This is a genomic window from Candidatus Dactylopiibacterium carminicum, assembly GCF_014736495.1.
Taxonomy (GTDB): Bacteria; Pseudomonadota; Gammaproteobacteria; order Burkholderiales; family Rhodocyclaceae; genus Uliginosibacterium; species Uliginosibacterium carminicum.
In genome coordinates, this window is sequence record NZ_MDUX01000007.1 from 1 (window position 1) to 21,068 (window position 21,068).

General features: G+C 59.8%; 21 protein-coding genes and 1 pseudogene. 13 read left to right on the forward strand and 9 right to left on the reverse strand.

The features are described 5' to 3' along the window. Positions 1-179: 179 nt before the first annotated feature. The 6 genes from BGI27_RS03220 to BGI27_RS03245 all read right to left on the reverse strand — a co-directional run bounded on the left by BGI27_RS03220 (position 180) and on the right by BGI27_RS03245 (position 5,800). Positions 180-485: an Ig-like domain-containing protein gene (locus BGI27_RS03220; protein WP_223871566.1), complete on the reverse strand. Its 306-nt coding sequence runs from the start codon at positions 483-485 to the stop codon at positions 180-182. Positions 486-497: 12 nt separating this feature from the next. Further along, positions 498-1,769: a TRAP transporter large permease gene (locus BGI27_RS03225; protein ID WP_095523480.1), complete on the reverse strand. Its 1,272-nt coding sequence runs from the start codon at positions 1,767-1,769 to the stop codon at positions 498-500. A 19-nt stretch (positions 1,770-1,788) separates the two neighbouring features. Further along, entirely contained in the window at positions 1,789-2,337 is a 549-nt protein-coding gene (locus BGI27_RS03230) for a TRAP transporter small permease (RefSeq protein ID WP_095523481.1), read from the reverse strand. A 147-nt stretch (positions 2,338-2,484) separates the two neighbouring features. Then, positions 2,485-3,456 carry a TRAP transporter substrate-binding protein gene (locus BGI27_RS03235; RefSeq protein ID WP_223871567.1) on the reverse strand — a complete coding sequence of 324 codons (972 nt, stop codon included), beginning with the start codon at positions 3,454-3,456 and terminating at the stop codon, positions 2,485-2,487. Between the two features lie 144 nt (positions 3,457-3,600). Next, complete coding sequence (locus BGI27_RS03240; protein WP_095523482.1) at positions 3,601-4,371, reverse strand: FadR/GntR family transcriptional regulator; 771 nt, start codon at positions 4,369-4,371, stop codon at positions 3,601-3,603. A 184-nt stretch (positions 4,372-4,555) separates the two neighbouring features. After that, entirely contained in the window at positions 4,556-5,800 is a 1,245-nt protein-coding gene (locus BGI27_RS03245) for an MFS transporter (RefSeq protein WP_095523483.1), read from the reverse strand. A gap of 106 nt (positions 5,801-5,906) precedes the next feature. Between BGI27_RS03245 and BGI27_RS03250 the strand changes: the two genes are divergently transcribed. The 4 genes from BGI27_RS03250 (at position 5,907) to BGI27_RS03265 (ending at position 9,345) form a co-directional block, all read left to right on the forward strand. After that, the gene (locus BGI27_RS03250) at positions 5,907-7,184 is read left to right on the forward strand and encodes a glutamate-5-semialdehyde dehydrogenase (RefSeq protein ID WP_095523484.1); all 1,278 of its coding nucleotides are present in this window, start codon (positions 5,907-5,909) and stop codon (positions 7,182-7,184) included. Between the two features lie 194 nt (positions 7,185-7,378). After that, positions 7,379-7,870 carry a methylated-DNA--[protein]-cysteine S-methyltransferase gene (locus BGI27_RS03255; RefSeq protein WP_095523546.1) on the forward strand — a complete coding sequence of 164 codons (492 nt, stop codon included), beginning with the start codon at positions 7,379-7,381 and terminating at the stop codon, positions 7,868-7,870. Next, entirely contained in the window at positions 7,867-8,772 is a 906-nt protein-coding gene (gene xerD / locus BGI27_RS03260; protein WP_095523485.1) for a site-specific tyrosine recombinase XerD, read from the forward strand. Before BGI27_RS03255 ends, xerD begins: the two co-directional genes overlap by 4 nt. A gap of 201 nt (positions 8,773-8,973) precedes the next feature. Next, positions 8,974-9,345, forward strand: coding sequence for an H-NS histone family protein (locus tag BGI27_RS03265; RefSeq protein WP_095523486.1), 372 nt, complete (start codon positions 8,974-8,976; stop codon positions 9,343-9,345). A gap of 77 nt (positions 9,346-9,422) precedes the next feature. Here BGI27_RS03265 and BGI27_RS03270 read toward each other — a convergent pair whose 3' ends face one another. Next, entirely contained in the window at positions 9,423-9,821 is a 399-nt protein-coding gene (locus BGI27_RS03270) for a dihydroneopterin aldolase (RefSeq protein ID WP_095523487.1), read from the reverse strand. Between the two features lie 36 nt (positions 9,822-9,857). On the opposite strand from BGI27_RS03270, the gene plsY reads away from it, so the two are divergent. After that, complete coding sequence (gene plsY / locus BGI27_RS03275; protein WP_095523488.1) at positions 9,858-10,466, forward strand: glycerol-3-phosphate 1-O-acyltransferase PlsY; 609 nt, start codon at positions 9,858-9,860, stop codon at positions 10,464-10,466. Between the two features lie 3 nt (positions 10,467-10,469). Here the strand turns inward: plsY and tsaD are convergent, their stop codons facing one another. Beyond that, a complete protein-coding gene (tsaD, locus tag BGI27_RS03280; RefSeq protein WP_095523489.1) occupies positions 10,470-11,498 on the reverse strand; it encodes a tRNA (adenosine(37)-N6)-threonylcarbamoyltransferase complex transferase subunit TsaD in 1,029 nt (342 codons plus the stop codon). Between the two features lie 102 nt (positions 11,499-11,600). On the opposite strand from tsaD, the gene rpsU reads away from it, so the two are divergent. From rpsU to rpoD, 4 genes are all read left to right on the forward strand, one after another. After that, a complete protein-coding gene (rpsU, locus tag BGI27_RS03285) occupies positions 11,601-11,813 on the forward strand; it encodes a 30S ribosomal protein S21 (RefSeq protein WP_095523490.1) in 213 nt (70 codons plus the stop codon). Positions 11,814-11,916: 103 nt separating this feature from the next. After that, a complete protein-coding gene (locus tag BGI27_RS03290) occupies positions 11,917-12,363 on the forward strand; it encodes a GatB/YqeY domain-containing protein (protein WP_095523491.1) in 447 nt (148 codons plus the stop codon). Between the two features lie 85 nt (positions 12,364-12,448). Beyond that, on the forward strand, positions 12,449-14,236 hold the full coding sequence (dnaG, locus tag BGI27_RS03295; protein ID WP_095523492.1) for a DNA primase: 1,788 nt from the start codon (positions 12,449-12,451) through the stop codon (positions 14,234-14,236). Positions 14,237-14,288: 52 nt separating this feature from the next. Then, complete coding sequence (gene rpoD, locus BGI27_RS03300) at positions 14,289-16,283, forward strand: RNA polymerase sigma factor RpoD (RefSeq protein WP_095523493.1); 1,995 nt, start codon at positions 14,289-14,291, stop codon at positions 16,281-16,283. A 404-nt stretch (positions 16,284-16,687) separates the two neighbouring features. Here rpoD and BGI27_RS03305 read toward each other — a convergent pair whose 3' ends face one another. Further along, a complete protein-coding gene (locus tag BGI27_RS03305; protein WP_095523494.1) occupies positions 16,688-17,695 on the reverse strand; it encodes a LacI family DNA-binding transcriptional regulator in 1,008 nt (335 codons plus the stop codon). A 472-nt stretch (positions 17,696-18,167) separates the two neighbouring features. On the opposite strand from BGI27_RS03305, the pseudogene BGI27_RS03310 reads away from it, so the two are divergent. From BGI27_RS03310 to BGI27_RS18430, 4 genes and pseudogenes are all read left to right on the forward strand, one after another. Beyond that, positions 18,168-19,139, forward strand: a pseudogene (locus BGI27_RS03310) (TRAP transporter substrate-binding protein). Positions 19,140-19,206: 67 nt separating this feature from the next. After that, a complete protein-coding gene (locus BGI27_RS03315; RefSeq protein ID WP_095523495.1) occupies positions 19,207-19,701 on the forward strand; it encodes a TRAP transporter small permease in 495 nt (164 codons plus the stop codon). Next, on the forward strand, positions 19,692-20,447 hold the full coding sequence (locus BGI27_RS18425; protein ID WP_263406597.1) for a TRAP transporter large permease subunit: 756 nt from the start codon (positions 19,692-19,694) through the stop codon (positions 20,445-20,447). The genes BGI27_RS03315 and BGI27_RS18425 overlap by 10 nt, the downstream gene beginning before the upstream one ends. Further along, entirely contained in the window at positions 20,411-21,037 is a 627-nt protein-coding gene (locus tag BGI27_RS18430; protein ID WP_263406598.1) for a TRAP transporter large permease subunit, read from the forward strand. The genes BGI27_RS18425 and BGI27_RS18430 overlap by 37 nt, the downstream gene beginning before the upstream one ends. Positions 21,038-21,068 lie beyond the last annotated feature (31 nt).

A 21,068-nucleotide genomic window follows, 5' to 3' on the forward strand; every position in this document is an offset into this window, starting at 1 on the left:
GCGCCTTCTTGCATCTCGCATGCGCCTATATCTGGCTACTGTGAACACGCCCTAGTAGAGGCGAGGTTCACCAGCCTCGACCACTGCACAAGAAAACGCCCCGCTTGCGGGGCGTTTTGCTGTCGGCCAATGCTGGGGCTTGTCTCGTTTCCAGGGAAAATTAGACTCCGATGAAACGCTCAGGGCGTCACGGTCACTGTCACGTAGGACGAATCCGTATCGCCACGCGCATCCGCCACCACGTAGTGGATGATCGCAGTACCGGTAAAACCGGGTGCCGGCGTGTATTTGATGACGAACTTGTCATCCATGTAGTCCTGCGCGACCTCTCCCTGCTTCTCATCAGCGATCGTCACATTGCGGAAAGAGAGCGGATCCCCCTCCTTGTCCGTATCGTTGGCTAGCGCATCGATGAAGACAGCCGTATTGATCCTGGTCGTCGCCACATCGGCTACTGCCACCGGAGGATTGTTGAGTTGCCCCACCGCACGCGGCAATCACAGTGACAGGGCCGGAACGTAGGTCACCAGCATCAGCACGGAGAACAGGATCGCGAAAAACGGCAGCATGGCCTTCACGACGGCCTCGATCTTCAGCCCCGACACCGCGCTGGCCACGAACAGCACCGAGCCCACCGGCGGCGTGATCAACCCCATCCCCAGATTCACCAGCATGATCATGCCGAAATGCACCGGGTGCACTCCCAGCTCGACCACCACAGGCAACAAGATGGGCGTAAGGATTAGGATCAACGGCGCCATGTCCATCAGCGTGCCCAACAGCAACAACAGCACGTTGATCGTCATCAGGATGGCGTACCGGTTGTCCGAGATGCTGGTGAAGAAGCTCGAGATCTGGCGTGGCAGATCCAGCATGGTCAGGATGTGGCCGAAAGCCCCGGCAAAACCGATCAGGATCATCACGATGGTCACGGTCTTCACCGTACGGTGTACCAGAATCGGCAATTGCCTCCACTTGTAGTCCCGGTAATAAAACATCGTGACCAGAAAGCAATACACGCAGGCAATGGCAGCCGACTCGGTGGCAGTGAACCAGCCGCTCAGGATGCCTCCCATGATGATGACCACCGTAAACAGCCCGGGCAACGCATCGGCCATGATCCACAAGGCCTTCTTGACTGGAATCGGCTCGCCCTTCGGATACCCTCGCCGCTTGGCGAACCAGATGCACAGCAGCCCCAGCACGAAACTGAGCGTCAGCCCTGGCAGTATCCCGGCGACGAACAGCGCACCGATGCTGACCGTCCCGCCGGCCGCCAGCGAATAGATCACCGAATTGTGGCTGGGCGGCGTCAGGATGGCCTGCACGGAACCTGACGCGGTCACGGCAGCAGCGTAGTCACGCGGATAGCCACGCTTTTCCATCTGCGGAATCATCACCGAGCCTACGGAAGCGGTATCCGCCACCGAGGACCCCGAAATGGCGCCGAACAACGTGGACGCCAGGATGTTGACCAGCGATAGCCCCCCGCGGATGAAACCTACGAAGATCGAAGCAAAATTGATCAGCCGCGTGGCGATACCGCCTTCCGCCATGATCGCACCGGCAAGCACGAAAAACGGGATGGCCAACAGAGTGAACTTGTTGACGCTGTCACCGATGCGCAGCATGACGGTGGTCATCAGAGACAGATCGCCCCCTGCCACGTAGATGCCGCCAACCATCGCGGTCAGCCCCAGCGAATACGCCACGGGAACGCCCACCACCAGCAGCGCGAAGAAGGTCACGAGAATAACGAATGCATCCATGATTGCTTGCTCCTGAGGCTTAGTGCTGGGCGTCGGGCTGTGGCTCCACGCCACCGCCATGGCTACCGATCATCACGATGGGCCGTCTGGCCTGGCTGCCAAACAACACCGCCTCGATGATGAACAACAGGGTCGCCGCCGACCCCAAGGGCAAGGGCAGATAGGTCCAGCTCACCTGAATGGAAGTGAAATCTGCCAGCGTCTGGCCTGTCTTCATGAAAAACAGCACGCGGTCCGTTCCGTACCAGATGACGAATACGACCAACAACGTCATCAGCATATCGACGGCACGGGCGCAGATGGACTGCAGCCTGGGCGGCAAACGGTCGGTGACCATGTTCACCGCAATGTGGGCTCCCGCACGGTACGCTGCGGCAGCACCGACAAAGGTGAAGATGATCATGCACATCAGCGCCAGCGGCTCCGGCCAGGACAGCCCGGTATGCAGAAACTTACGTGCGACGACCTGAATAGGAATGACCACGGTCATCGTGACCAGCGAAAGGCCGGCGATCCAGATGCAGGCCCAATAGACCCCATCCATCACCTTCAGATACGCGTTCTTCATCGTGTGCTTCCTTTCTTTCAGGCAAACAAGCCCCTGCACCGATCGCTGACGCGACAGCGCAGCCCAAAAAGGGGACATTCTTTGTCTTGGGGCTGTCCGGCGAAAAAAAAGCGGGCACGCGAACGCGCCCGCCAGTTTTTCTGGCAGTTACTTCACGTCCTGGATGCGTTTGATCAAGCCGGCATAGTCTTTGCCGTACTTGTCGCGAACAGGCTGTGTTGCCTTGAAGAAAGCTTCCTTGTCGACATCAGCGATCACCGTCACGCCATCCTTCTTCATCTGGGCGCGTGAATCGGCCACCTTCTTGTCCCACAAGGCACGCTGCTCGAGCTGCGCCTCACGCGACAGCTTCTTGATCAGATCCTGGTCTTCCTTGGATAGGCGATTCCACTTCACCTTCGAATACACGAAGATTTCAGGCAGGATCAGGTGACCGGTGAGGTCGTAGAACTTGGCCAACGTATGGTGGTTCTGCGTAACGTAGGTCGGCTCATTGTTCTCGGCGCCATCGACCACACCGGTCTGCAGTGCGCTGAACAGCTCACCGAAGCCTATCGAGATTCCAGAGCCGCCCATGGCGTTCATGGTTTCGATGAACAACGGATTGCCGATCATGCGGATCTTCTGGCCCGCCAGATCAGCCGGCCTGCGGATGGGTTTCTTGGTATAGAGGTTACGCGTGCCGCCATCCATCCAGCCGAGCCCCACCAGACCAGCGGAGCTGGCTGTGATCTTGTCCAAAAGCTCCTGACCGATCGGACCGTCGATGATCTTGCGCATATGCGCTTCATCGCGAAACACGAATGGCATATTAAAGACATTGACATCCGGAACCACCGGCCCTATCGGGCCAAGCGAAATACGGATGATGTCGATGCCGCCAGCCTGGGCCTGCTCAATGACGGACTTTTCGTCACCGAGTACAGCATTCGGGAACATCTTCAGCTTCATGCGCCCCTTGGTTGACGCCTCCAGCTTCTTGCCAAGGTTTTGCATGGCAACGACATTCGGATACCCCTCGGGGTGAACATCGGCGGCTTTGAGTTCCTGCGCAACGACAGGGGTGGATGCGAACACTGCGGCTGCCAGGATTGCTGCCAGTTTTGATACTCGCATCATCGTGTGTCTCCTCGAGTGTAGCGAAAAAGCATACAAACCTGATCAAGGCCAGACGCAACGGGATCTACTGCCTGACAACGACCAGCACACATCCTGGAAGCCTTTCGGCCTCCAGGCAGCGAACAAGCATGCCGCGTTTACTTTTCATGCAGCCCGCTCGCCATCCAAAAGGGCAGCTGACGATTCAACCGCTCTTCTGACCGGGGCCCTCGAACAGACGACGCCGGGCGTTGCCCAGATGAAAGCGCATGCCTTCCGATGCATCCAGCCTTTCTCGATCGCCGTGAGGATTTCCTTGTGTTCGATCTGTACCATTTCGCGCCAGACGCGCTCACGCTCCAGCGATAAGTTCAGTGCCAACTTCATGCCCACACGCATCTGCTCGACGATCATGTCCAGCGCGGTCACGAAGAAAACATTCTGCGAGGCACGTGCCACCGCAAGGTGAAACTGCAGGTCGCCTTCCACGAAGCTTTCGTTGTCATCCTCGCAGCGGGCTCGCTCCATCTGCTCGAAACAACGCTGGATCTCATCTAGATCGCGCGGCGTACGCAGATCGGCGACCAACCCCGCACCGGTGGATTCGAGCGCGACACGAAAGGCAAAACAACGCTGTACGTCGGCAATGCTTTCGATGGGCGCAAAGCGTTTGATGTTGCGATCCGGGCGACGCAATACGAAGCTGCCGGATCCTCGCCGGGATGCAATCAGCCCATCCAGACGCAAGCGTGACAAGGCTTCGCGCACTGTCGGACGGGAAACACCATAACGTTCGGCCAGCTCGGTTTCGGTAGGCAGACGCCCACTCTCTGGGAACTCGCCACTGGACATCGCCTCGACGATCCCGTTGTAGACGGCATCAACCCGGTTGCCACTGCCATGCCTTACCTTGCGTTCAGCATCCGTCTGACTCATCTCCGCCTCATTCCAATCGATTGTTAGAACATTTTGCCTTACATGTCACCAATGTTGTCAAGCTGAGAGGCAGCCACACGGGAAATTTCCATTTAGTTTCTATTAATCAAAGAATTAGGGTAACCACCTACTTACAGAAACGGTATTCCGAAATTCTATAAGTCAGACAACAAACTCAGCTTATCTACAAAGCATTTTCAGCAGGAAGATAACGCGCCGCCAGTATCCCTACGATCAGGCATGACAGCTCGATCATCAGGAACGTAGTCTGCAATCCCCAGGCGTCCGCCATCCTGCCAAGCAGGATCGTGCCAATAGGGCCTGGCAGGATGGTCACGAAACGCATCGAAGTCACCATCCTCCCCAACAGACCATTAGGCGTCACGGCCAGGCGCAGACTCAGGTAATTGACAACATAAAGCGTACTGCCGATGCTGAACACGAACAGTGCGGCAGCAGCGGCAAGCGCCGCGTGAGGCCAATCTGCACGAGGCCACGCATAGAGCAGATAACCCAGTCCAGCCAGCATCACGCCCACCACCAGCGTGCTGCGCATGCCATGGCGTGCAGCCAACGTCCGTGCCAACGGAGCCCCAAGCAAGCCTCCCAGTGCTCCCAGGGTATTGATCAAGCCGATGCTTGCTTCACCCAGTCCGAGATTACGTGCTGCATGCAGGACATATAAAGCTTTGAAGCCATCCGACAGGATGATCCACATCGCGACCACTCCCACCAGCCCGCGCAACATCGGCGTATGCCACACCAGCAACAGCCCCTCGCGCACCTGCGCGAGCACGGAAGCCCCCGGATGCGACTCCACCCGTTCATGCAAACGGATGCTGCCTACAAGAAAACCTGCCAGCACGAAACTGAGGACATTCAGACTCACCGCCAGAGGGGCTCCCATGAGCGCGATTAGCAATGCCGCCAGCGCCGGGCCACACACTTGCGCCACCGAACTGGCCGCGGACAGGCGGGCATTCGCATCGACCAGACGTTCGCGTCCGACCAGCAAGGTCGTCATTACCTGCGTGGCCGAACCACCCACGGCCTCGGTGGTGGAAACCACGAACCCCACCAGATACAGCAGTCCCATCGACAGGAAACCCGCCTCATGCCCCAGCGGAACCAATGCCAGGCCGCCTGCCGCAACGAAATTGAACAGCACCGCCAGGCGCTGCTTGTTGGAGCGATCGATCCAGACACCGGCGGGCAGCCCGATGGTGATGAACGGCAATAGCTCGCAAGCGACCAGGATGCCCATCTCGGTTGCGCTGGCGTGCAGCAGATTGATCGCGGTGAGCGGCAAGGCCATCAGGGAGATGGCGGTACCGAAGGCTGAAAGCGTACTGGCGGCGAAAAGGCGCAGGAAACCAGGATCCCGCCACAAGGATTCGGCGGCGGGGTAGGAAAAGCGGGGATTCGGCATGGGGGCGCGAGTGTGACCGTGGGGTCTGGCCCGGTCAAGCGTGGCACAAAGCGACGGCGGGATGCTCTAATGCCGATCTCCCCATCTGACGTTTTTGTGTTCCCCCATGGACATCACTCATTACATGCAGGCGCTCGGGCAAGGGGCGCGCCAAGCCTCTCGCCAAATGGCCGCAGCCTCCACCGCAGCCAAGAATGACGCACTGAACGCCATCGCGACCAGGATTCGCTCCCGTGCGGAGGAACTGCTTGCAGCCAATGCCCGCGATCTCGACCAGGCCCGGGCCGACGGTCTGGAACCCGCCTTGCTTGATCGCCTGACCCTGACAGCCAAAGGCATAGAATCCATGGCGACCGGGCTTGAGCAGATCGCAGCCCTGCCCGACCCCGTCGGCGAAATCAGCGACGTCAAACGCCGCCCCTCGGGGATCCAGGTCGGCCACATGCGCGTGCCACTCGGCGTCGTTGGCATCATCTACGAAGCACGACCGAACGTGACGGCGGATGCGGCCGGTCTCTGCATCAAGAGCGGCAATGCGGCGATCCTGCGAGGCGGTAAGGAAGCACTGCACTGCAACCAGGCCATTGCCGCCTGTGTGCGTGAAGGCCTCGAGCATGCAGGCCTTCCTGCAGCCGGGGTGCAAGTTGTGGAAACCACGGACCGCGCAGCCGTTGGCGCTCTGATCACCATGCCGGAATTTGTGGACGTGATCGTGCCGCGCGGCGGCAAAGGCCTGATCGCACGTATCAGCCAGGAAGCCCGAGTGCCTGTGATCAAACACCTCGACGGTAACTGCCATGTTTATCTGGATGACGCGGCAGACATCCAGAAAGCGCTGCCAATCGTGGAGAACAGCAAGACCCAACGCTATGGCACCTGCAACACGGCGGAATCGCTACTGGTGGCACGCGCACGCGCAAACGAACTGCTGCCACAGGTAGGCGCCCTGCTGGCGGCCAAGGGGGTGGAACTGCGCTGCTGCCCGGAAAGCCTCGAAATCCTTGCCGCCGGCAACATCCCCGAAGAGCTGATCCGCATGGCAGACGAATCCGATTGGCGCGAGGAATACCTCGCACCGATCATCGCCATCAGGGTGGTCGCCGGGCTGGATGAAGCCATCGACCACATCAACCGCTACAGTTCCCAGCACACCGAAGCCATCGTCACCGAGAATCACAGCCATGCAATGCGCTTCCTGCGTGAGGTCGACTCATCTTCTGTGATGGTCAATGCCTCCACCCGCTTTGCCGATGGCTTCGAATACGGACTTGGCGCGGAAATAGGAATCTCCACCGACAAGATCCACGCTCGTGGCCCGGTCGGTCTGGAGGGGCTGACCTCGCAGAAATGGATTGTCTTCGGCAACGGAGAAGTCCGTCGTTGAAAGCCATAAGGCCCTTCTCAAGGCTTGAACAGCTGTAACCAAAGTCGTATAGTGCGTGCCGGGTCTGGGCGGGGGATCCCGTCCGAACCTGACAGCATCTTGGCCGCCGATTGCGCTATGTGACCGGCGGCCTTTTCATGCCAGTCACGACCCGCTCTATCATTCCGCATCATGCCTTCACGGAGCACCTATCCATGCGTGCCCGCCCTGCCGACGGATTCACTGCCATCGTCGCCCTGCCTACCTGCCGCCTTGGCATGCGGGAATCAATCGACGGAACGATGGCAAGAGAGATCGTTTTCCTGCCACCCGAGCATCCCCTGGTGATGACGGAATCCGCCCTGGCGAAATGCTTCGCACAGGAAATACAGCACTGGCTGAAAAACGCTCGCCATACGCCCACCATCCCCCTGGAAATTCATGGCACGCAATTCCAGCGTCGTGTATGGCAGCTCATAGATGCAATCCCCGCGGGCCAGACACGACGCTATGGTGAGCTGGCGCAAACACTAAACAGCGCAGCTCGTGCGGTCGGACAAGCTTGCGGCTCCAATCCGTTCCCCATCCTGACGCCATGCCATCGCGTAGTCGGTCAGCGCGATGTCGGCGGCTTCGCCCACAGTCGTGAAGACTGGCTGCTGAGCACCAAACATTGGCTGCTCACACGCGAAGCCACGCTGCCATGAATATCAGCGAATCACACCTGATCGAGATCGACAGCTTCATCGAAGAAATCTGGCTACGGGATGGCCTTGCCCGGAATTCGCTCGAAGCCTATCGCAGCGATCTGCAACAATTCTCCCGATGGCTGATCGATCGTTCGGCCACACACCCAATTTACCAGAGCAGCCAGGAAACACTGACCGATTATCTAGCCAGTATTTCCAGAATCAACAAACCTTCCAGTCAGCGTCGCCTGCTATCCAGCCTGAGGCGCTTTTTCCGCTACCACCTTCAGAACGACAACATCAAACAGGATCCCATGCTCCACATGGGGAATCCCGGAAACCTCGAGCGTTTTCCGAAAACGCTCAGCGAGACGCAGGTGGAAGCCCTGCTGGAAGCGCCGGATTGCGCCGACACATTCGGTCTACGTGATCGCGCCATGCTGGAAACCATTTACGCCAGCGGACTCCGGGTCTCAGAGCTGGTATCCCTGCAGATGCATGAAATGGATTTACATGCCGGCCTGCTCCGCATCACTGGCAAGGGTAGCAAGGAGCGCTTGGTCCCCCTTGGCGAATGGGCACTTGAATGGATTCAACGCTATCTTCAGGAAAGTCGCCCGCAGCTTCTCCGATTACCGGCCGATGCCGTTTTTATTACCCGATTTGGCTCCAGCATGACCCGACAGATGTTTTGGCACATCATTAAACGCCACGCTGCCAGTGCGGGAATTTCCAGCAATGCAATTTCGCCGCACACGCTGCGCCATGCCTTTGCCACCCATCTGCTCAATCACGGCGCTGATCTGCGCGCACTGCAGCTGCTACTGGGGCATGCAGATATTTCCACTACCCAGATATATACCCACGTGGCGCAGGAACGCCTGAAGCAGATTCATTCCACACACCATCCACGTGCCTGAAGAGAGACATCGACAACGTGCGCCGGAAATCGTTCTTTTCACATTCCTTGGCAAATCGAATTTGCCATTCTTAAATTAGTGGGGCAGAATCCACAGGCCAAAGGGCATGGCCTCCTTGTATATCCGTTGGCCGGCTGCCATAAAACAACCTGGATCACCCCTAGTATCTCCCGTTCGATTCGGAAAATAAAGGAACATCAAATGCTGCTGACCAAATCCCAGCTCGCCAAAGCCAACGAAAAGGAACTCAACCAGGCCGCAGAAGCCATCAAGGCTGAAATCACCAAGCGTGCCAGCAATGCCAAGGAGAAAGTTCTGAAGGAACTCAAGGCTGTTGCCGCCAAGCATGGCGTATCTCTCGAATCCCTGATCGGAAAGGCCCCGCGTACCGCAGCAAAACCGGTCCGTGGCGCAAAGAAGGCTGGCGGCAAGACTGGCGCTAAGGTGGCAGCGAAATATGCGAACCCGTCCAATCCCGCACAAACCTGGACCGGTCGCGGCCGTCAGCCGCTGTGGGTCGGCGAACAGCTGACTGCCGGCAAGAATCTCGAAGATCTCTTGATTGCCAAGTAATCGAGCCTCTCGGGAATACAAAAAAGCGGCCTTCCGGCCGCTTTTTTTCATCCTCGCACCATCCAAACACGGAAGATTCAGTTGCGCAGCATCCCCATGGGGATCGGCAATCCCGAAAGGCTCTCGCCATTTCTTCCTCGCTCGATATACACCCCGACACGACGCACATCCTTCATCACGCCAGGCTTTGAAATCGAAACCCGTACCCAGGGCGCCTTGAACTCCTCGAACATCAGCGCCACCACGAATTCTCCCAGCGTTTCAAGCAGGTTGAACTGGCGCTGCGCCAACACCTCCCGCACCCGCTCGACCACCTGGTCATAACCGATCGTATCCGCGATATCATCGCGCAGCGCTGCCGTGTCCGGCACGCCGAAAGTCATGTTGATCTCCAGCGGCTGAGGAGCACTACGCTCACGCGGAAATATTCCAACGTTGGCGTCGACCAGCATGCCTTCAATGAATATGAAGTCCATCCCATCCATTCATGAAGCCGCAAGGCTCTGTCAATAATGCTGCCGATTCTACTCCTGCTGCTTGCCTACCTCATTGGCTCGATTCCATTCGCTCTCATTGTTTCCCGTGCCATGGGACTGGCAGATCCGAGGAGTTTCGGCTCGGGGAATCCGGGGGCAACCAATGTGCTACGTAGCGGCAACAAGACAGCCGCCGCACTGACCTTGCTCGGTGACGCTGCGAAAGGTTGGCTGGTCGTCTGGCTGGTGCGCCATCATGGCGCGGACTGGGGGCTGGATGTCTGGACCCAGGCCGGCGCAGCTGTGGCGGTCTTTCTGGGGCATGTGTTTTCGTTTTTTCTGCGTGGCAAGGGCGGCAAGGGCGTGGCAACCGCCGCCGGCGTGCTTTTCGGCCTGAGCCCTGCCCTGGGAGGCCTAGTGCTCGCAGTCTGGCTCGCCACGGCAATCATCACGCGTTACTCATCACTCGCAGCCATTCTCGCAGCCGTTTCTGCGCCAGCCCTGACCCACTGGCAAATGGGCGCGGAACACTGGACCACGGCAGTCGCTGCGATGGTGGCTGTCCTCATCTGGCGTCATCAGGCCAATATCCAGCGCCTGCTACGCGGCGAGGAAAGCCGTATAGGCCGCAAGAAAAAAACCTGAGCATCAGCCGATCTCAGCCAATGGCCAGCGCGGGCGAACGGCAAAAGCGCCTTCGCCTCGCTCCACCTGATGACTTGCGCGCAAACGCATGGCACAGGCAAAGGCGATCATTGCACCATTATCCGAACAGTATTCCAGCTCAGGGAAATAGACCTTGCCGCCGCGCCGTCCAACTTCTTGATGCAGACGCTCACGCAGACGCGCATTGGCCCCCACGCCCCCCGCAACTACCAGTTGTTTCAGCCCGGTTTGCTTCAGCGCTTCGCGCGCCTTAACGCATAGCACCTCGACCACGACCTCCTGGAATTCCGCGGCCAGATCCGCCATTTGTTCCGGCCTGAAATCCGCCCTGCGGGTTGCCGTCAGCACGGCAGTCTTGAGTCCGCTAAAACTGAACATCAAATCACCGGAATGCTTCATCGGGCGCGGCAACCGGAATTTCCCCGGTACCCCCTGCGTCGCCAGACGAGATAACGCCGGCCCGCCTGGATAGGGCAGCCCCAGCAGTTTTGCCGTCTTGTCGAACGCCTCGCCGGCGGCATCATCCACACTCTCGCCCAGCAATGCATACTCGCCGACGCCACTGACACGCATCAGTTGAGTATGCCCACCAGACACCAGCAAGGCCACAAAAGGAAAGACGGGCGCATCGCTGGAGAGCATCGGGGAAAGCAGATGACCTTCCAGATGGTGGATGGGGACAGCTGGAATCTGCAATGCAAACCCCAGCGACTCCGCTACCGCGGCGCCAACCAGCAGAGCGCCTGCAAGCCCTGGCCCCGTTGTGTATCCGATGGCATCCAGTGCGGTCAGTTCGCACTCGCCTGCCGCCAGAGTCTCACGGATCAGTGGAACGATGCGACGCACATGGTCGCGCGAAGCCAGTTCGGGCACCACACCACCGTAGGCCGCATGCAGGTCGATCTGGGAAAATACGCGGTGTGCCAGCAGGCCCCGCTCGGTATCGACCAGACCGATACCGGTCTCGTCGCAGGAGGATTCGATGCCGAGAACGAGTAGGGACTTCTTCATGACTGCAATTCTACGCTGGGTGTTGACAAAGGGCTTGGAATTTCAAGCCGGAACGGATAGACTAGCGAGTTTTCCCATAGTCTGTCCAGCAAGGAATACAGAATGCCTGGTGTACGCGTCAAGGAAAACGAGCCGTTTGAAGTCGCCATCCGCCGCTTCAAGCGCACCATTGAGAAGGCCGGCACGCTGACCGAACTGCGTGCTCGCGAGTTCTACGAAAAGCCCACGGCCGAGCGCAAGCGCAAGAAGGCCGCCGCAGTGAAGCGCCTGCACAAGCGCCTGCGCAGCCAGACCCTGCCGCCGAAGCTGTACTGATCGGCCGGGGCCGCCCGTCGGCCCTCAGCACGATTTGCTGGATGCAAGACCCGGAGCCTAACCAGGCGGCCGGGTTTTTGTGTTTTGCCCTACCGGAGAAATCATGAGTCTCAAGGAACGCATCTCGGAAGACATAAAGGCCGCCATGCGCGCCAAGGAAAGCGCGAAACTCGGCACCATCCGCCTGTTGCTGGCCGCCATCAAGCAACGGGAAGTCGACGAAAGGATCACGTTGGATGATGCTGCAATCCAGGTCGTCATCGACAAGCTAATCAAACAGCGCCGCGATTCCGTAAGCCAGTATGAAGCTGCCGCCCGCCTAGGTCTGGCCGACGCAGAGCGCGCCGAGATCGAAGTGCTCAAAGCCTACATGCCTGCCGCACTTTCCGATGCGGAGATCGACGCCGAGATTGCCGCAGCCATTACAGCGACTGGTGCCGCCAGCCCGGCCGACATGGGCAAGCTGATGGGCGTGCTCAAACCGAAGCTTGCAGGCCGCGCGGACATGACTGCCGTATCGGCCAAGGTGAAGGTGGCGCTAGCAAAATAAACGCAGCGGTACATACAACAAGTGGATGGCGAGACCCCTTCGGCCTCACATACCGCTGGCTGTGCAGCCCGCATCACTCGCCGTCATGATCCCCGAATCCTTCATTCAGGAAGTTCTGGCCAGAACCGACATCGTCGGCCTGATCGAACGTTACGTGCCTCTCAAGAAAGGCGGAGCCAATTACATGGCCTGCTGCCCTTTCCACAACGAGAAGAGCCCGTCGTTCACGGTCAGCCCGACGAAGCAGTTCTACCACTGCTTCGGCTGCGGCGCGCACGGCACAGCCGTCGGCTTCCTGATGGAGTATTGCGGCATGTCCTTCCGCGATGCCATTACGGATCTCGCCCAGCAGGCCGGCCTGCAGCTGCCCGCAGAAAATGCGCCGCAGGTCGGCCGCAGCCAGCTGTCCTCGCTACACGAGGCCACGGAGCGCGCCACGCGCTATTTCCGTGACCAGCTGCGCCACGCACCGCAGGCCATCGAATACCTGCGCCAGCGCGGCCTGACCGGAGAGATCGCCAAACGCTTTGCCATCGGTTACGCACCGGACGACTGGAACGCCTTGCGCCAGACCTTCGGCAGCGATTACGACAGCCCCGCACTGCTCGAAGCCGGCCTGGTGATCCAGAACGACACAGGTCGCCGCTACGACCGTTTCCGCGACCGCATCATGTTCCCCATCCAGGATCAGCGCGGCAACATCATCGGCTTCGGTGGGCGCGTGCTCGGCCAAGGCGAGCCGAAGTACCTGAACTCTCCCGAAACTCCACTCTTCGACAAGGGCCGCGAGCTTTACGGCCTGTTCGGCGCACGTCAGGCCATTCGCGAAAGTGGCGTGGTCGTGGTGGTGGAAGGCTACATGGACGTCGTAGCGCTGGCGCAATACGGTTTTGGATCCGCAGTGGCTACACTCGGCACGGCCACTACGGCGACGCACATCCAGAAACTGTTCCGCCAGTCAGAAAAGGTGGTGTTCTGCTTCGATGGTGACAACGCTGGCCGCAAAGCCGCCCGTCGAGCACTGGAGAACAGCCTCGACCAACTCGCGGATGACCGCGAAGTGCGCTTCCTGTTTCTGCCACCCGAACACGATCCGGACAGCTACATCCGCGCGGAAGGGCTGGAAGCATTCCAACGCGCGGTACACGACGCCATGCCGCTGTCTGAATTCCTGCTGCGCGAGCTGCGCGGCGATCTGAATCTCAGCATCCCCGAGGATCGGGCCAAACTGGTTCACGAAGCCAAGGCCCTGATCCCGCGCATCAGCGCACCAATACTGCAACTGCAGACACTGCGCCTACTGGCCGACGACGCACAGATGGACCAGACAGAAGTCGCTCGCGCCCTGGGGTTACGCGCACCAGCCCGCGAGGGAGGCAAGAAACGCACGGCGCCACGCCCTAGCGGGCCCCGCAAGCCTCCCACCAGCCCGCAGCGCGGGCTGCTTCGCCTGCTCGCCAGCCGGCCACGACTGATGGACAGACTGCCTGGCGACATCGCCGAGCTCGTCGGCGAAGGCCTCGAAGGCGGCTTGCTGCAAGCGATGCGCGACATCCACGACCACCACGATCTCGACGGTGCTGCGCTGGCTGCGCTCTATCAATCCAGCGAAGACGAAAACCGACGCACGCTGCTTGCCGAGTTGCTGAGTGGCGAGGATCTGCTTCCTGAGCAAGAAGCAGACCCCCAACTGGAAGAGCAGGAACTACTTGGTTTCGTCACTAGTTTGCGTGTCGCAAGCCTGGATCAGCGCTTCGCCGCGCTGCAGCAGCGCCTGGCCGCCGGAGAGCGCCTGAGCACCGAGGAAATGCGCGATTACGCAACGCTTCCCGCGCAAAAACAGAAGCTTAGAGCTGGACAAAAACCCGTCTGAGAACCTAGAATTTACGGTTTTCCCGAATTAACGCCCTTGAACCGAGGAACAGATGGCCAAGGAAAAAGCAACAGAAGCGCGTAAAGACAGCCCCAAAGCCAAGGCGGCGCGGAGCAAGGAAAAAACCCGGGAATTGCCCATCGTTCTCTCCCCGGCTGACAACAGCAAGGATGCCGAAGTCCGCCGCACCCGCCTGAAAAACCTGATTGCCCTGGGCAAGGAGCGTGGCTACCTCACCTACGCCGAGATCAACGACCACCTGCCGGACGACCTCGTCGATGCGGAGCAGATCGAGTCGATCATCTCGACCTTCAATGACATGGGTATCCGTGTCTTTGACCAGGCTCCTGCGGCCGAGGAGCTGCTGCTGTCCGACAGCGTGCCGTCCGCTTCGGTCGACGAAGCGGCCGAGGAAGAAGCCGAACAGGCACTGTCCACCGTCGACTCCGAATTCGGCCGCACCACCGACCCCGTACGCATGTACATGCGCGAGATGGGCACCGTAGAGCTGCTCACGCGTGAAGGCGAAATCGAGATCGCCAAGCGTATCGAGGAAGGCCTGAAGCACATGGTGATCGCCATTTCGGCCTGCCCCTCGACCATGGCGGACATCCTTGCCATGGTCGACAAGGTTGGCAAGGACGAGATGCGTATCGACGAGCTCATCGATGGCCTGGTCGACCCGAACGCCGAAGAGGCCGCCGAAGCCGCCAGTGCCGATGCTGACGCGGATGGCGACGACGCGGACGGCGACGGTGGCGGCGATGACGACGAAGAAGAGGATGAAGACGACGATGGCAGCGGCAGCTCTGCCGCCGCCGCCTCGCTCGCCCAGCTCAAGGCCGAGGCCATGGAGCGGTTCGAAGCGATCCGTGCGCTCTACGACAAGATGATGCCCATCCTTGTCAAGAAAGGTCCGCACGACAAGGCCAGCCAGAAGCTGCACGAACAGATCAGCGCCGAGCTGATGAACATCCGTTTCACCGCCCGCCAGATCGAAAGCCTGTGCGACAACGTGCGCCACATGGTGGAAAACGTGCGCAAGCACGAACGCCAGATCCTCGACATGTGCGTCGAGCGCGCCGGCATGTCGCGCCAACACTTCATCAAGGTGTTCCCGGGCAACGAAACCAATCTCGACTGGCTGAAGGGCGAGATCGCCAGCGGCGCGAATTACGCGACCACGCTGATGCGCCTGCAGCCGGCCATCCTTGAAGAGCAGCAGAAACTCATCGCGCTGCAGGATCACATCCAAATCCCGCTCAAGGATCTCAAGGAGATCAACAAGCAGATGAGCACCGGCGAGGCCAAGATGCGCCGCGCCAAGCGCGAGATGACCGAAGCGAACCTGCGTCTCGTGATCTCGATCGCCAAGAAGTACACCAACCGCGGTCTGCAGTTCCTCGACCTCATCCAGGAAGGCAACATCGGCCTGATGAAGGCGGTGGACAAGTTCGAATATCGTCGCGGCTACAAGTTCTCGACCTACGCCACCTGGTGGATCCGCCAAGCCATCACCCGCTCCATTGCGGACCAGGCTCGCACCATCCGTATCCCGGTGCACATGATCGAGACGATCAACAAGATGAACCGCATCTCGCGCCAGATCCTGCAGGAAACGGGGGCAGAACCCGATCCCGCCACGCTGGCCGAGAAGATGGAGATGCCGGAAGACAAGATCCGCAAGATCATGAAGATCGCCAAAGAGCCGATCTCCATGGAAACGCCGATCGGTGACGACGACGACTCCCACCTGGGCGACTTCATCGAGAATACCGCCACGCTGGCTCCGGCCGAAGCGGCGCTGTACTCCTCGCGGAAAGACACCACCAAGAAAATTCTCGATTCGCTCACGCCACGGGAAGCCAAGGTGCTGCGCATGCGCTTCGGCATCGAAATGAACACCGACCACACGCTGGAAGAGGTTGGCAAGCAGTTCGACGTCACGCGCGAACGCATCCGTCAGATCGAAGCCAAGGCACTGCGCAAGCTGCGCCACCCCAGCCGCTCCGAGAAGCTGCGCAGCTTCCTCGACGGCGAAGGTTAAACCGTTCCACCGCCCGCGCCTGTGCGCGGGCGTCGGGCCTCTAGCTCATGCCTGGTTAGAGCAGCGGACTCATAAAATTTGTGCCGTACGTGTGGAAACTGCGTACGGGATGGCGTCAAATTCGGCGAAACCTAAGTGCGGCAACGCATACGGCAACACCGAGCCAAGCTTCGATGCGCAAGCATCGTTGAAGGTGTAGAGACTAGACGGCGCCCACCTACAGCGAAAGCCATGGTGAAGGCATAGTCCAGGGAGTGGCGAAAGCCACACAAACCGGAATCCGTTGGTGCCGAGTTCGACTCTCGGGGGGCCCACCAAAAACAAGTAGCAGAACGTATCAAAACCTCTCAAAAGCCTGCACAATGCGGGCTTTTTCTTTGTCAGCCACCGATAACGACCCACGCTCAGACCCTGCCCAGCTGCGTCGACGCACGCACAAGTAGGCGCGGCTCCAGGTATTCGACCGTCGGGCTGTAGTCCCCACTCTGGATGGCACGATGCAGGCGCTCCAGCGAATGGCCGCCCAGATCTTCGCTGCGCATGTCCACAGTAGTCAGCGATGGCGTGACGTAGCGCGACACCGGAATGTTGTCGAAGCCGGCGAGCAGGATGTCGTCAGGCACCCGTACGCCCAGCGCGCACAAACCGTGCAGCAGGCCGATGGCGATCATGTCGTTGTAGCAGACGATGGCGTCGGTCTTGTAGTCGTCGTAGACGAGGCTCGCAGCAATCGCCTCGCCGGCCTCCATTGTCTGCGTATCGACGCTGAGCTCGCGCACCTCCGCACCGTTCGCCAGCTCACGCAACGCATTGACACGGTCGGCATTCCAGATCGACTTGCCGTAACCCACATAGGTGATGCGCTGACGCCCTGCTTCCAGGACGTGGCGACCTAACAGCAACGCTGCTTCCCAGCCACGAATCTGGATCGAAGGCGAAGGCGGTGGCGCCCCCGGCTCGTGCAGGGTCTGGCCGAACAGCACCGCTGGTTTGCCCAGCTGCAGCGGCAGGTCGCGTGCTGCTTCCGGCAAACGCAGGCTGAGGATCAGCCCATCGACACGCCGGGCCAGATCATCGATGGTCTGCTGTGCGTGCGACACATCCTCCTTCAGATCCACCACGATCAGGTTGTAACCATGCGCCTGTGCCCTGATGCTGGCGCCGTGGACGATATTGGTGAAGTGCGGGTTGCGGATATCCAGCACCACCAGACCGATGGAGCCGAACAGGCCTGTGGCCATGCTGCGCGCCCCTGGATTCTGACGATAGTTCAGGGCCACGATGGCCTCGCGCACACGCGCCTCGACCTCCGGCTTGAACTGGTAGCGGCGGTTGAGAATCATCGAGACGGTGGCAGTCGACACGCCGGCAGCGGCAGCAACATCCTTCAAGGTAGCGGGTCGTTTTGACATGACGGATCCGTGGGTAAACCAAAGCCGAGAGGGTTACTGCACGGCTGACGAAGTTCGTACCGCATTTTGCCAGTCACCGATCCAAAACGGCGGACAGAAGGACGATTCACGGCAGGAAACTCTTGCTCCAAAAGATCGATTATTGATGGCCTTAAATAAATCAGGCGACACACTCTCCAGCCCCCTAAAAAGACAACCAGGGCTCTGGAAAAACATCACTACATGCAGCGAAACACTCATCTAACCAGATGATTTATATGACAGTACAGATACATAAAGCAAGTAAACACGCTTCACACAAACAGACCTAACGATGCCAAACACATTCGTTGATTCACATCAAGCAGGCTGAATCTTGTTGGTAAACCCTAGCTTTATCTCTGGAAATTGAAGCTCTTTAATTGCTCTCGACCAAGCTTCCAGATGCCCGGTATCGGCGAGGCGTGGCCATCCACCAAAAAGGAGAGCAGACATGAAGACGAAACAAGTGGCCGTCGTTGCGACGCTGTGCGCGACGATCTTCGCGGGCGCAGCCCAGGCACGCGATTTCCGTTCGGCGGACGTGCACCCGCGCGACTATCCGACCGTCCAGGCGGTCGAATACATGGGCAAGATCCTGCAGGAGAAGACCAAGGGCAAATACGGCGTGAAGGTCTTCGTCAACAGCACGCTGGGCTCGGAGAAAGATGTGGTCGAGCAGGTGAAGATCGGCACGCTGGATATGTCGCGCCTGAGCATCAGCACCTTCCATGGCATCGTGCCGGAAACGCAGGTCCCTTCCTTCCCGTTCATCTTCCGCGACAACGCGCACTTCCAGAAAGTGATCCGTGGCCCGGTCGGCGACGAACTGCTGGCCAGCTTCGAGAAGGCCGGCTTCATCGGCCTGGCGCTGTATGACGCCGGCGCCCGCTCGGTGTACGCGAAGAAACCCGTACGCACGCCCGCCGACATGAAGGGGCTGAAGATCCGCGTGATCTCGTCCGACCTCTTCGTGAGCATGATCCAGGCACTGGGTGGCTCGCCCATCCCCATCCCGACCGCCGAGGTCTACACCGCGCTGCGCACCGGTCTGGTCGAGGCCGCCGAAAACAACTATCCAACCTTCGAAACCGCACGCCACTACGAAGTGGCCACCTTCTTCAGCGAAATCCAGCACACCCGCATTCCGGAAGTGGTGGTGTTCTCCAAGAAGGTGTAGGACACGCTGCCCGCCGAGGAGCAGAAAATCATCCGTGAAGCCGCCAAGGCCTCGGTGGATTACTACCAGAAGCTGTGGGACGCCAAGATGGAAGCGTCCAAGAAGATCCTCACCGATGCCAAGGTCACCTTCGTCAATGACGTGGACCACAACGCCTTCGTGGCGCTCGAAAAGCCGGTGTGGGACAAGTTCTCCACCACTCCCCAGGCAAAGGAACTCGTGAAGAAGATCGTCGAGGTCAAGTAACGCGTCTTTGTGGGCCTCACGGCCCGGATGAAAGGGAGGTGCTCCGGCACCTCCCGGGGAGAAACGGATGAACTGGTTGACCCGCCTGAATGCAAGGTTGTCACGCTGGGCGATGTACGTCGCCGTGGCCGCCCTGCTCGGCATCACCGCCCTCGTGCTGTGGGGTGTGGTGATGCGCTACGTGTTTCACAACGCACCGCCCTACGTGGAGCAGCTTGCGCTGATCCTCGTGATCTCCGTGGCGATGTTCGCCGCTTCCGCCGGTGTGCGCGAGGCCGGGCACATCGGCATGGATTCGCTGGTGGTGATCCTGCCGAAGAAAGTGCAATTCATCATCGGCGTCATCGTCGGTCTGCTCAGCATCGCCTTTGGCGTCGTGCTGTTCGCCGGCAGTCTTCAGATGGCCCTCGCGGTCTATAGCAACATGATCCCGACACTCGATATCTCTGAAGCCGTGCGCTACGCGCCCTGCGTGATCGCCGGCGTGCTCATCGTGCTGTTCTCGATAGAGCATCTCATTGCCATGTTCACCGGCAAGGAAGTGGAGCCGTCATGGTACTGACCGTCCTTTCGCTGAGCTTCCTGCTCTTCCTGATGCTCGGCCTGCCGGTCGCCTTTGCGATCGCGCTGTCGTGCATCCTGGCCTTCCTCGTCGAGGGCCTGCCGCTGGCCACCGCCTTCCAGTCGATGGTCTCGGGCATGAACGTGTTCTCGTTCCTGGCCATTCCTTTCTTCATCTTCTCCGGCGAGATCATGCTGCACGGCGGCATCGCCGAGAAGATCGTCACCTTCGCGCGCAACATGGTCGGCCACTGGCGCGGCGGCCTGGGCATGGCCAACGTCATGGCCTGCACGCTGTTCGGCGGCGTCTCCGGTTCGCCGGGCGCCGACGTATCGGCGATGGGCGGGGTGATGATCCCGATGATGAAGAAGGAGGGCTACAGCGCCGACTACGCAGTCAACGTCACCACCCATGCGGCGCTGTGCGGCGCGCTGATGCCCACCTCGCACAACCTGATCATCTATGCCTTCGCTGCCCAGGGCGCGAGCGGCCTCGTGAATGGTCAGATGGTGCGCGGCGTGTCCATCGGCGATCTGATGTTCGCCGGCTTGCTGCCGGTGGTCTGCCTGATGATCTGCATGCTCTTCGCAGCCTACTGGGTCGCCGTCAAGAACGGTTTTCCCAAGCGTGCCGACGGCAGCACGGTGCTCGACCGCTTCCCGGGCTGGAATGCAGTGCTGCTGTCCTTCGTGGCCGCGGGCTCTTCGTGGTGGCCATCATCCTCGGCTGCATCATCGGCGGTGTGACCACTGCGACCGAGGCGGCAGGCATCGCGGTGTGCTACTCGCTGGCGCTGACCTTCCTGGTCTATCGCACGATGAACTGGAAGAAGCTGATGATGGCCTGCTCGAAGGCAGCCAAGACTACCGGCATCGTGCTGCTGCTGATCGGGGTGTCCAACATCCTGCAGTGGCAGATGGCCTACCTGGAGCTGCCGGACCTGACGGCCAAGCTGCTGCTGAGCGCAACGGACAACCCGCTGATCATGTTCGCGCTGATCAACATCATCCTGTTCGCGCTCGGCACCTTCATGGACATGGCCGCCACCATCCTGATCTGCACGCCGCTGTTCCTGCCGCTGGCGATGCAGATGGGCATGGGCCCGGTGCAGTTCGGCATGGTGCTGCTGCTCAACTGCGCGCTGGGGCTGAACACGCCGCCAGTGGGCACCGTGCAGTTCATCGGTTGCGCCATCGGTGGCGTATCGGTGGGGCAGGTCATGCGCACCATCCTGCCCTTCTACATGGCGTTGTTCGTGGCCATGGCGGTGGTCACCTATGTGCCCGGCTTCTCCACCTGGCTGCCCAGCCTGATCACGGGGCACCCCGTGATGTAACACAGGCCCGGCCCGCGCAGCGGCAGCGCGA

Excerpts from the sequence above, each read along its gene's own strand:
- dnaG (WP_095523492.1), top strand. The coding sequence starts at position 12,449 with ATGATCCCCGAATCCTTCATTCAGGAAGTTCTGGCCAGAACCGACATC.
- BGI27_RS03245 (WP_095523483.1), bottom strand. The coding sequence starts at position 5,800 with ATGCCGAATCCCCGCTTTTCCTACCCCGCCGCCGAATCCTTGTGGCGG.
- rpsU (WP_095523490.1), top strand. The coding sequence starts at position 11,601 with ATGCCTGGTGTACGCGTCAAGGAAAACGAGCCGTTTGAAGTCGCCATC.
- xerD (WP_095523485.1), top strand. The coding sequence starts at position 7,867 with ATGAATATCAGCGAATCACACCTGATCGAGATCGACAGCTTCATCGAA.
- BGI27_RS03255 (WP_095523546.1), top strand. The coding sequence starts at position 7,379 with ATGCGTGCCCGCCCTGCCGACGGATTCACTGCCATCGTCGCCCTGCCT.
- BGI27_RS03290 (WP_095523491.1), top strand. The coding sequence starts at position 11,917 with ATGAGTCTCAAGGAACGCATCTCGGAAGACATAAAGGCCGCCATGCGC.
- tsaD (WP_095523489.1), bottom strand. The coding sequence starts at position 11,498 with ATGAAGAAGTCCCTACTCGTTCTCGGCATCGAATCCTCCTGCGACGAG.
- rpoD (WP_095523493.1), top strand. The coding sequence starts at position 14,289 with ATGGCCAAGGAAAAAGCAACAGAAGCGCGTAAAGACAGCCCCAAAGCC.
- BGI27_RS03315 (WP_095523495.1), top strand. The coding sequence starts at position 19,207 with ATGAACTGGTTGACCCGCCTGAATGCAAGGTTGTCACGCTGGGCGATG.
- BGI27_RS18425 (WP_263406597.1), top strand. The coding sequence starts at position 19,692 with ATGGTACTGACCGTCCTTTCGCTGAGCTTCCTGCTCTTCCTGATGCTC.
- BGI27_RS03235 (WP_223871567.1), bottom strand. The coding sequence starts at position 3,456 with ATGATGCGAGTATCAAAACTGGCAGCAATCCTGGCAGCCGCAGTGTTC.
- BGI27_RS03230 (WP_095523481.1), bottom strand. The coding sequence starts at position 2,337 with ATGAAGAACGCGTATCTGAAGGTGATGGATGGGGTCTATTGGGCCTGC.
- BGI27_RS03270 (WP_095523487.1), bottom strand. The coding sequence starts at position 9,821 with ATGGACTTCATATTCATTGAAGGCATGCTGGTCGACGCCAACGTTGGA.
- BGI27_RS03265 (WP_095523486.1), top strand. The coding sequence starts at position 8,974 with ATGCTGCTGACCAAATCCCAGCTCGCCAAAGCCAACGAAAAGGAACTC.
- plsY (WP_095523488.1), top strand. The coding sequence starts at position 9,858 with ATGCTGCCGATTCTACTCCTGCTGCTTGCCTACCTCATTGGCTCGATT.
- BGI27_RS03305 (WP_095523494.1), bottom strand. The coding sequence starts at position 17,695 with ATGTCAAAACGACCCGCTACCTTGAAGGATGTTGCTGCCGCTGCCGGC.
- BGI27_RS03250 (WP_095523484.1), top strand. The coding sequence starts at position 5,907 with ATGGACATCACTCATTACATGCAGGCGCTCGGGCAAGGGGCGCGCCAA.
- BGI27_RS03225 (WP_095523480.1), bottom strand. The coding sequence starts at position 1,769 with ATGGATGCATTCGTTATTCTCGTGACCTTCTTCGCGCTGCTGGTGGTG.
- BGI27_RS03240 (WP_095523482.1), bottom strand. The coding sequence starts at position 4,371 with ATGAGTCAGACGGATGCTGAACGCAAGGTAAGGCATGGCAGTGGCAAC.